General features: G+C 42.5%; 10 protein-coding genes. 5 read left to right on the forward strand and 5 right to left on the reverse strand.

Annotated features, from left to right (window positions below; translation table 11 throughout):
• Nucleotide 1: 1 nt before the first annotated feature.
• The 5 genes from LC574_RS15200 to LC574_RS15220 form a co-directional block, all read right to left on the reverse strand.
• Nucleotides 2–325, reverse strand: a complete 324-nt coding sequence (locus tag LC574_RS15200; protein WP_229454294.1) for a hypothetical protein — start codon at nucleotides 323–325, stop codon at nucleotides 2–4.
• A 225-nt stretch (nucleotides 326–550) separates the two neighbouring features.
• Nucleotides 551–1,228 (reverse strand): glycerol-3-phosphate 1-O-acyltransferase PlsY, encoded by a 678-nt coding sequence (plsY, locus tag LC574_RS15205; RefSeq protein WP_229454295.1) that lies wholly within the window; start codon nucleotides 1,226–1,228, stop codon nucleotides 551–553.
• A gap of 141 nt (nucleotides 1,229–1,369) precedes the next feature.
• Nucleotides 1,370–2,638, reverse strand: a complete 1,269-nt coding sequence (locus LC574_RS15210; RefSeq protein ID WP_229454296.1) for a DUF3086 domain-containing protein — start codon at nucleotides 2,636–2,638, stop codon at nucleotides 1,370–1,372.
• 137 nt (nucleotides 2,639–2,775) lie between these two features.
• Nucleotides 2,776–3,162, reverse strand: a complete 387-nt coding sequence (locus LC574_RS15215; protein ID WP_229454297.1) for a DUF3119 family protein — start codon at nucleotides 3,160–3,162, stop codon at nucleotides 2,776–2,778.
• A 375-nt stretch (nucleotides 3,163–3,537) separates the two neighbouring features.
• The gene (locus LC574_RS15220) at nucleotides 3,538–4,332 is read right to left on the reverse strand and encodes an MlaE family lipid ABC transporter permease subunit (protein ID WP_229454298.1); all 795 of its coding nucleotides are present in this window, start codon (nucleotides 4,330–4,332) and stop codon (nucleotides 3,538–3,540) included.
• A gap of 135 nt (nucleotides 4,333–4,467) precedes the next feature.
• On the opposite strand from LC574_RS15220, the gene LC574_RS38025 reads away from it, so the two are divergent.
• From LC574_RS38025 to LC574_RS15240, 5 genes are all read left to right on the forward strand, one after another.
• Nucleotides 4,468–4,593 (forward strand): hypothetical protein, encoded by a 126-nt coding sequence (locus LC574_RS38025; protein WP_267871541.1) that lies wholly within the window; start codon nucleotides 4,468–4,470, stop codon nucleotides 4,591–4,593.
• 278 nt (nucleotides 4,594–4,871) lie between these two features.
• Complete coding sequence (locus tag LC574_RS15225; RefSeq protein WP_229454299.1) at nucleotides 4,872–5,168, forward strand: hypothetical protein; 297 nt, start codon at nucleotides 4,872–4,874, stop codon at nucleotides 5,166–5,168.
• A gap of 980 nt (nucleotides 5,169–6,148) precedes the next feature.
• Nucleotides 6,149–6,970: a signal peptide peptidase SppA gene (gene sppA / locus LC574_RS15230; protein WP_229454300.1), complete on the forward strand. Its 822-nt coding sequence runs from the start codon at nucleotides 6,149–6,151 to the stop codon at nucleotides 6,968–6,970.
• Nucleotides 6,971–7,090: 120 nt separating this feature from the next.
• Complete coding sequence (aroH, locus tag LC574_RS15235) at nucleotides 7,091–7,504, forward strand: chorismate mutase (protein WP_229454301.1); 414 nt, start codon at nucleotides 7,091–7,093, stop codon at nucleotides 7,502–7,504.
• A 107-nt stretch (nucleotides 7,505–7,611) separates the two neighbouring features.
• Entirely contained in the window at nucleotides 7,612–8,157 is a 546-nt protein-coding gene (locus LC574_RS15240; protein WP_229454302.1) for a hypothetical protein, read from the forward strand.
• Nucleotides 8,158–8,292: the final 135 nt, after the last annotated feature.

Below are 8,292 nucleotides of genomic sequence, written 5' to 3' on the forward strand. Positions count from 1 at the left end.
ACTATTCATGCCTTCTAATCAAATCGCAGTTGGGAGCATACTGCAACACCGCTTGTAATTGTCCCCACGTTAAGCCAATCAATCCCGATTGAAAATCTTTGAGCAAATAGAGGCGCTTCATGTAGAAGAATCCTCCAGAGGGCATCGTTTGTGTGGGACCAATAATGGGAATGTCCAAGCTGCGGTAAGCTTTTCCTTCCCCTACAATCGGCATTGCTGCCATCTCCAGAGAAGGACACAATTGGCGCAGGGTCTGAATAACATGAGAGGTGTGGTTGTCCTCTCCGTGGCCGTTACTGATAAACAAGATTCGCTTAGAAGGCATGAATAGTCGTGAAAATTTTGTTATGGTCGTCCTTAGTCATTTGTCCTTGGTCATTTGTAATTACAAAGGACAAATACTTCGACTACGCCCTTACTTCGACGCCGCTCAGTACAAGTCGGCTGCGCCCTTCGGCTACGCTCAGGACAAGCTCAGTACAAGTCAGTACAAGTAACTAATGACTAATGACAGCAAAGAGAAAAATATTTCACAAATGATTTAGGACTGTTATATAGTTTGTTCTGGTGTCGCTACATGTTGCCCAATTTTTGGTTCTGTTCCCGCAAGCAGTCGTTCAATATTAGGGCGATGGCGCAAAATTACATATAACCCACCGGCAATTCCAAACAGAATATATGGTAATGGTTGATGCAAAATTACCATGAAAATGGAAACAGCGATCGCACCTGCAATTGAACTCAAAGAGACAATCCGCGATATCGCCACAACCACGGCAAACACACCTGCTGTTGCTAAACCTATCTGCCAACTTATTGCCAACAAAATTCCCAAGCTGATAGCAACAGATTTACCACCAGTAAAGCCCAAAAAAATTGATTTACTATGTCCCAGGATGGCAACTAACCCAGCTAAGGTTATTAACCACGATTGCCACACTTGTGCATCTACCGTTGGGGGGATATAATTTTGAATTGGGTTAAAATTGAATAACCAGTAAACTAGAGCGATCGCTAATACTCCCTTTAAGGAATCAAGTACTAAAACGAATGCTCCTGGCCCTTTTCCCAAAGTTCTTAGTACATTAGTTGCTCCAGTGGAACCTGAACCAACTTCCCGAATATCAATACCTTTTAACTGCTTCACAGCAATGTACCCAGTGGGAAAAGAACCCAATAGGTAAGCTATAACTACAATTGCCCCGCACAGAGTTAACCAAATAGCCATAATAAAATTCACGCATTCAAAATTTAAAAAAGTCAAGAGGTATTACTCTTGACTAATGACTAATGACTAATGACTAATGACTAATGACTAATGACTAATGACTAATGACTAATGACTAATGACTAATGACTAATGACTCATTTAAAAGTCATCATCATAGTTTCTCATGGTTTTGGGGTCAGGAGCAAAAGCTAACCACAGGGGAAATTGCAGCAGTGACAGACTAATTTGCTCCTCTGAATCGTCAATGATAATTAAGGGCAGTTGATTGGCTTTGGTCAATCGGTCTGCTTTCTGAGCCAGAGCATCAGACGCTTCAAATAATACCACGCCCCGGTCTGGGCCGAAATCTGGGCGACCGATTCCCAGACAATCTTGCAAGCCGCGCCGCCATTCGCCTAATCGCTCCGGTGTATTAGCTAAGACTAAAGTACGGACGCGATCGCCATACAGCTTGTGTAATATCGAAATTGCGGCTGAGGCAATCAAAATATTTTGTAAGCGGCTACCCATTGTCCGCAAACCACCCCGTCCCCCTTGGGTAAAAAACCAGTTAGAAACTCGTTCTGCGTGGATTGGTTCAAAGGTACGGCGTAGTTGCCAGGCTGGCCCATAGTAATCTGGTTTATTGCGGTATTGGTCAATTAGGCGGCGAATTTGCTTTGTAGTATCTTGAAACTGCTGTTGGGCAAATTGCGGTATTCCAGGTTGGGTTTCAACTGGTTTAGCCTCTTTTTCTTTTACAGATGGTTTTTCTCGTTCCACCACACTTGGTGTCAGTTGCAACTGCTCGGCGGCAACCGCCAAATCCTGTAAGCTACCAGTGAGATAGTCTTTAAAACCCTGCACCCGAATTGCTAAGTCTTGAGATGTCCCAGCAAAAGTGGTTCGCATCTCGTTGCGGATACGTTCTTGTCGGCGTTCTAGTTGTTCTACAGAAATTTGCAGAGTTTGTTTGCGTTGTTCTAACTGCACCAGCGATTCTTGTACAAGTCGTCCCAGTGAGGTTTGAGTTTCACCCACTTGTGCCTGAAGGTTTTTGTAAAAAGCTTGCAGCTTGGCTATTTCTTCCTTAAGAGCAGCTTCAGCGCTCTGCAACTCTGCTACTCGCTGCTCTACTTGTGCATATAATGAATGGTTTTCTGATCCCAGTGCGGTATTTTCCGCTTCCGACTGTGCTACAAACTCGCCATTTGAATTTTCTGTTAGCTCTACTGTAGAATCTACCACTTTTGCATTAGAGATGAGTGGCTCAAAAGTTGTGTAGTCCTCTGATGAGCTAATGGCTCCTGTTTCTCCCACTGACTCAACAGATGGATTGAGTGGATGTTCAACTGCATTGTTCTGTTCTTGTTTTTCTGCCAACCGCTCATCAATTGGTTCTGGGGTTTGAGATGCCTCTGAGTTCATAAACAATAGTGTAATTCCTATGATGCGAATAAATAGCTTTCAGAAATATTACAATTGACCTGCCATAAAAGTCCTGAGTTATGAGTGCTGAGTTATGAGTTTAGAGCGAAACGACTCAGCACAGATGTAACTCAGGACTAAATACGCGGACAACGTTGTTCTAAGCAAGTTTTCAAGGTATTGGGATCAAATAAAATCGGCAAAAAGTGAATACTTTTAATTTCTTTAAAGTAAAACAAAATGGGGACTCCATTCCAGAAGATCCGCCAGTTTTGCCATTCCTGGTAGGGAAAGCGCCGAATTAATTTTTCGCCTCTGTAAATATCTAAGTCGGTGGCGGTAAATTGCAAACGCAGCGTTAACGCCTGAAACATGAGAAACAAACCAAACAGCGTAAAAACAAAGCCTACCCACGGTTGTACCAACAGTAGTGGAATAGCGGCAATTACCAACACTATAGGTATATTGTAACTAGGCTTGAGTTCCACAGTTGATGTGGAGTTAGGAGCAAATGAACTGGTCACAGTCTTAAATCCTGCTTTATTTACTGGGCATCTCTCTCCTATTTTAGGAGTCAGGGGTTATGAGTTAGGAGTTAAGAGTTAGGAGTTAAGAGTTAGGAGTTAAGAGTTAGGAGTTAAGAGTTAGGAGTGAGGAGTTTTAAACAATTTGCAATTCGCAATGACGCTCGTTCGCCCTTGGCGTGCCGTAGGCAAGACTCGCTAACGCTAATGCTGCGTTCGCGGAGCGTCTCTAAGAGTTGAGAGCAATTACGTTTTGTAACGGGGATTTTAATTAGGCATCAAAACGTGCTGCCTGTCTTGCTGGGGAATTAAACCCTTAAACTTTGTTAACTCATAACTCCTAACTCCTAACTCATAACTCCTCACTCCTCACTTTTATAGCCCTAAGAATGCACTGCCAGTCCCCTGAAACATTAACCAAGAAAGAAAAAAGTTGCTAACAAATATAATTAGCAAGGCAGTCACAACAGCACTTGTGGTTGACTGTCCTACGCCTTTGGCTCCTCCTGTTGTCGTCAACCCCCAACTGCAACCAATTACGGCGATTAAAATGCCAAAACAACACGCCTTAATCATGGCGCTAATAATATCCCAGATACCAAGAAAGTTACGGGCTGAGTCTAGGAATCCTGTATCAGATAGGTTGTAGAGATTTGTCGCAATTATTAATCCCCCGAACATCCCTGTTACCAAAGACAGGAGCGTTAAAATTGGTAGCATTAAACAGCAAGCAAGGACGCGGGGGATAACTAGGTAATCGATTGGATCTGTTTTCAACATCAACATGGCATCGATTTGTTCTGTGACACGCATGGTACCAATTTCGGCTGCAAAGGCAGAACCGACTCGCCCAGCTAAAATCACTGCTGTCAACACGGGAGAGAGTTCTCGTGTCAACGCGACAGAAAGCACTCCGCCGATAATGTTTCCTGCGCCAAAGTTGATAAATTCCCGCGCCACCTGAATGGTAAACACTGCGCCAACAAAAATAGCCGTCAATAGGGCAATAAATAGAGAATCTGGCCCAACTGCTGCCATTTGTTGCAAGGTGTTGCGCCGATGGATTTTGCCCCTCAATAGGTGAACTAGTACTTGCCCACCCAGAAAAATCGCCGCCAGCAGCCGCTGACTCCATTCTCCTAAACTGGATTTGGATGTAGTCTGGTTCAATGTTCTGTAGCTAACTCAGTGACTGCCTTAAGAATAGCGGAAGTTATTGGGATAGGGAATGGGGCATTGGGCATGGGGCATGGGGCATGGGGCATTGGGCATTGGGCATTGGGCATTGGGCATTGGGCATGGGGCATGGGGCATTGGCTATTCCCCTCATCTCCCTCATCTCCCTCATCTCCCTCATCTCCCTCATCTCCCTCATCTCCCTCATCTCCCTCATCTCCCTTACTCCCCACTCCCCACGGCGCTGAATATTAACTTAAATTAAAGATGCTCTCAGAAAATGAAGCTGTTATTAAAAGTGTTGCAAGCCAATAAACAGGGCTAACTTTAGCTATAAACTTGACTGTGCAAGGGTTTTGTAGATTCAAATCATTTTTGAGATACCTACCATGTGCTGTAGCTGATAGTTGTTTATTTTAATGAAAACTTAAGATTTTTGACAGATTGGTTGGTCAGGAGCGATCGCACGTATTGTAGAAAATGACGAACTGCTATCTAGCTCTTGTCATCTCTACTTACGGAGTTTGTCTTAAATGGCTATTTTCACTAACTTTCTCCGCTCCCTACTACTGACGATCATTTTTAGTTTTGTCGCTCCCATGTTACTTGTTGGCGGCGGATTGTTCCTTTTACCCCTCATCGGTTACTTCCCCGGTTTACAAGAGTTAACTGAGGCGATCGCTACTCAGATTATGCATTTTCTCGCCACCTTTGGCAGTGGAACTCCCCTCCGGGGATTATTTGTGATTAGTTTGACCTGTAGTTTCGTCGGGGCACTGTTTGACACGTATGTTTATTATCGGTGTCAAATTTTACGAATTGATTCATAAGCAGTAGAAATAGCTTCGTCAGTTGCTCATGAGCTGTACAATATAGGGAAAAGTGATATTCCCAAAACTGAAAGTAATACTGGTTTTAAGCTAAATAGGGATTAGTGTTGCTCAATGAATTTTATTAATTAAATTGAGTGGTCGAGTTATTGATTAAATATTTATTATTCATTGAAAGCGACGGGAAACTCCATCCCCAGGTGTCTGTAGAGGGATAGTCGCCCCGTCGCTTGGGGCATAGGGCATTGGTAGCTTCTTCCCCATGCCCCATTCCCCATGCCCAAAAACTCCATCCCGCAAGTGGCGTGGAGTTTTTTATTAGTTTAGGACTTACGCATTGACAAGAAATACCAAATATGAATTAAGGTTAAAAACCATATCTTTCGTAAGGGCACAGCATTGCTGTGCCCCTACAGCATGGTCTATTTACAATCGCAGGATAATTAAGAAAAGCCTGAAAACAACCTATTTTAGGTAACGCACATCATGATGCATTTGTACAGTGCGTAAGTCCTATAGTTATTAGTTATTACTGACAACTAGTACAAATGCGCGACCCTAGTAAACCAATCCTCAAAAGGTCAAAAAGCTAGAATAGCAAGGGTTGTATAATTTTGAATTCCGCAAAACAGCTAAAATAGTCTGTGCTAACTCATCACGTTGGACGCTAAACTAGAGTTTGGCATTTTGTGTTAGCTGCAATCTTCGAGAATCTAGGACTCGTATTTGATTTTTGAAAAAAATCAGTACACCCGGAAAAGGTTTCTTGCCTACTCCCCACTCCCTACTCCCTGTCTACGCAAATAATTTCAAAAATCAAAGCGGACTGCTATATCAAATAAAACTCACTGCAAAATATAAAAATTTCCTTAAAATCCTGACGATCGCAATGCCTGCTCATGTTTCTTAACAGAGCAAAAGAGGTCGTCTGACCGTTGGGCATCTTATATTAAGTTTATTACGAGGTATGTTGACAGCTCATGATTTGGCCGTTTAAGCCCAAGTTTAAAAAACAAATTGCGCGGATTGAAATTACTGGTGCGATCGCCGGTGCTACTCGCAAACGCGTCTTAGAAGCCCTGAAAACTGTAGAAGAAAAAAAGTTTCCGGCATTATTGCTACGTATCGATAGCCCTGGCGGTACAGTCGGAGATTCCCAAGAAATCTACAGCGCCCTGAAGCGTCTGCGCGAAAAAATCAAAATCGTCGCTAGCTTTGGCAATATCTCGGCTTCTGGAGGAGTCTACATCGGCATGGGAGCCGAACACATCGTCGCTAACCCAGGTACAATTACGGGTAGCATTGGTGTGATTTTGCGTGGGAATAACTTGGAACGCTTGCTAGAAAAAATCGGTGTTTCCTTCAAGGTAATTAAGTCTGGCCCTTACAAAGACATATTGTCTTTTGATCGGCAACTGACTCAACCAGAAGAAAATATCCTGCAAGAGTTGATTGACACAAGTTATCAGCAGTTTGTCCAAACAGTAGCTGATGGTCGTTCTTTAACAGTAGAAGCTGTCAAAAGTTTCGCCGATGGCCGGATTTTTACTGGACAGCAAGCCCTAGAGTTGGGTGTTGTAGATCGCCTGGGCACAGAAGAAGATGCCCGTCGCTGGACAGCAGAACTAGTCGGTCTTGATCCAGAAAAAACTCTCTGCTATACCCTAGAAGAACGTAAACCCTTATTGAGTCGCCTTCTACCAGGGAGTCGTCAAGTTTCATCAGGAATTCGATCTGGAATTAATTGGCTCGAATTTGAAATGTCTACTAGTGGTTTACCCTTGTGGTTATATCGACCATAAATAGTAGTTGTTTGTTATTAGTCATTAGTCCTTTGTCCTTTGTTCACAATCAAATGACCAATGACCAATGACCAATGACCAATGACCAATGACCAATGACTAATTAAGGAGGATTTGGGCGTGGAGTGGCAAATGCGGGCGATTCGCGGAGCAACAACCGTTTCAGAAAATACCATTGAGGCAATGCGAGAGGTGGTGACAGAACTACTAGATGAGTTGGAAAACCGGAATCAATTCCAGCCGAGGGACATGATTAGTGTGACTTTCTCAGTTACACGCGATTTAGATGCTATTTTTCCAGCTGCGATCGCTAGAGCGCGTCCTGGTTGGGATAATGTGGCTATGTTGGATGTGCAGCAAATGCACGTCGAAGGCAGCTTACAGCGCTGCATTCGGTTCCTAGTCCACGCTTATCTGCCAGCCTCCGCCTCAATTCATCATATTTATTTACGTAAGGCCGCCAGCTTGCGTCCCGACTGGAGTTTGCCCCAGTCTTTACAAACATCACAGCCAGTAGTTAAGTCAAAAGTGTAAATTATTTATATCTAAGTAAGTCAGTACAAAAAAACAAACTATTTTCAGAGGGCTTTTACTTAAAAAGTGGCATAATTTTTTAAACTAGCAATACCTTACGTCAGGTTATGTTTAAAAAATTAGCAGCAGGAATTGGTTTTGGGATACTACTCGCTGTAAATCCTATAGCTATAGGTGAGAATAACAGTTCAAACTATCGTAGCAATCTTCTTGATAAGTCCACTAAAAAAGCAATTGATGTATCTAAAATATCCATAGGTAATATTAAGCTGGGGATGAAAGAAAAGGATATTTTCAAAAAATTGGGTAAACCGAAAACTCGAACTACAAAATATGACGATATTTGCTATGGCTCTTATATTACTACTTGGAAATACGACGGATTAGAAATTGAGGGGCTTTCAACTTATAATAATGCAAGTACAAGTGAAGTGCATCAAATTACTGCTTCTAGTTCGCTTTATCCCACTGAGAACGAGGTAAAGGTAGGCAATCGCATAAGTACGGCTCAAAAAGCATACTCTACATTTTCATCAACAATTAATAGTGAAAAAAATTTAGTATATCCAAATGATGCTTATGGTGGTTTAGTATTTTCTATCAACAAGCAGAGGAAAATTACAGAAATCAGATTATTGGCAGCATCCTGTTGACCAAATATCTTGTTAATATCACAAGTAAGTCGGCGCGAAAAAACCTTGTGTTTTTCACTCTTGAGTCATTGAAACCACTATTAAATTATTCGTTGTATTCGGTTGAAGTTCACTGGAACGTTCAGTTTGAGTAAA

Origin of the sequence: Nostoc sp. CHAB 5715, from assembly GCF_020829685.1 — a bacterium.
GTDB lineage: Bacteria > Cyanobacteriota > Cyanobacteriia > Cyanobacteriales > Nostocaceae > Nostoc.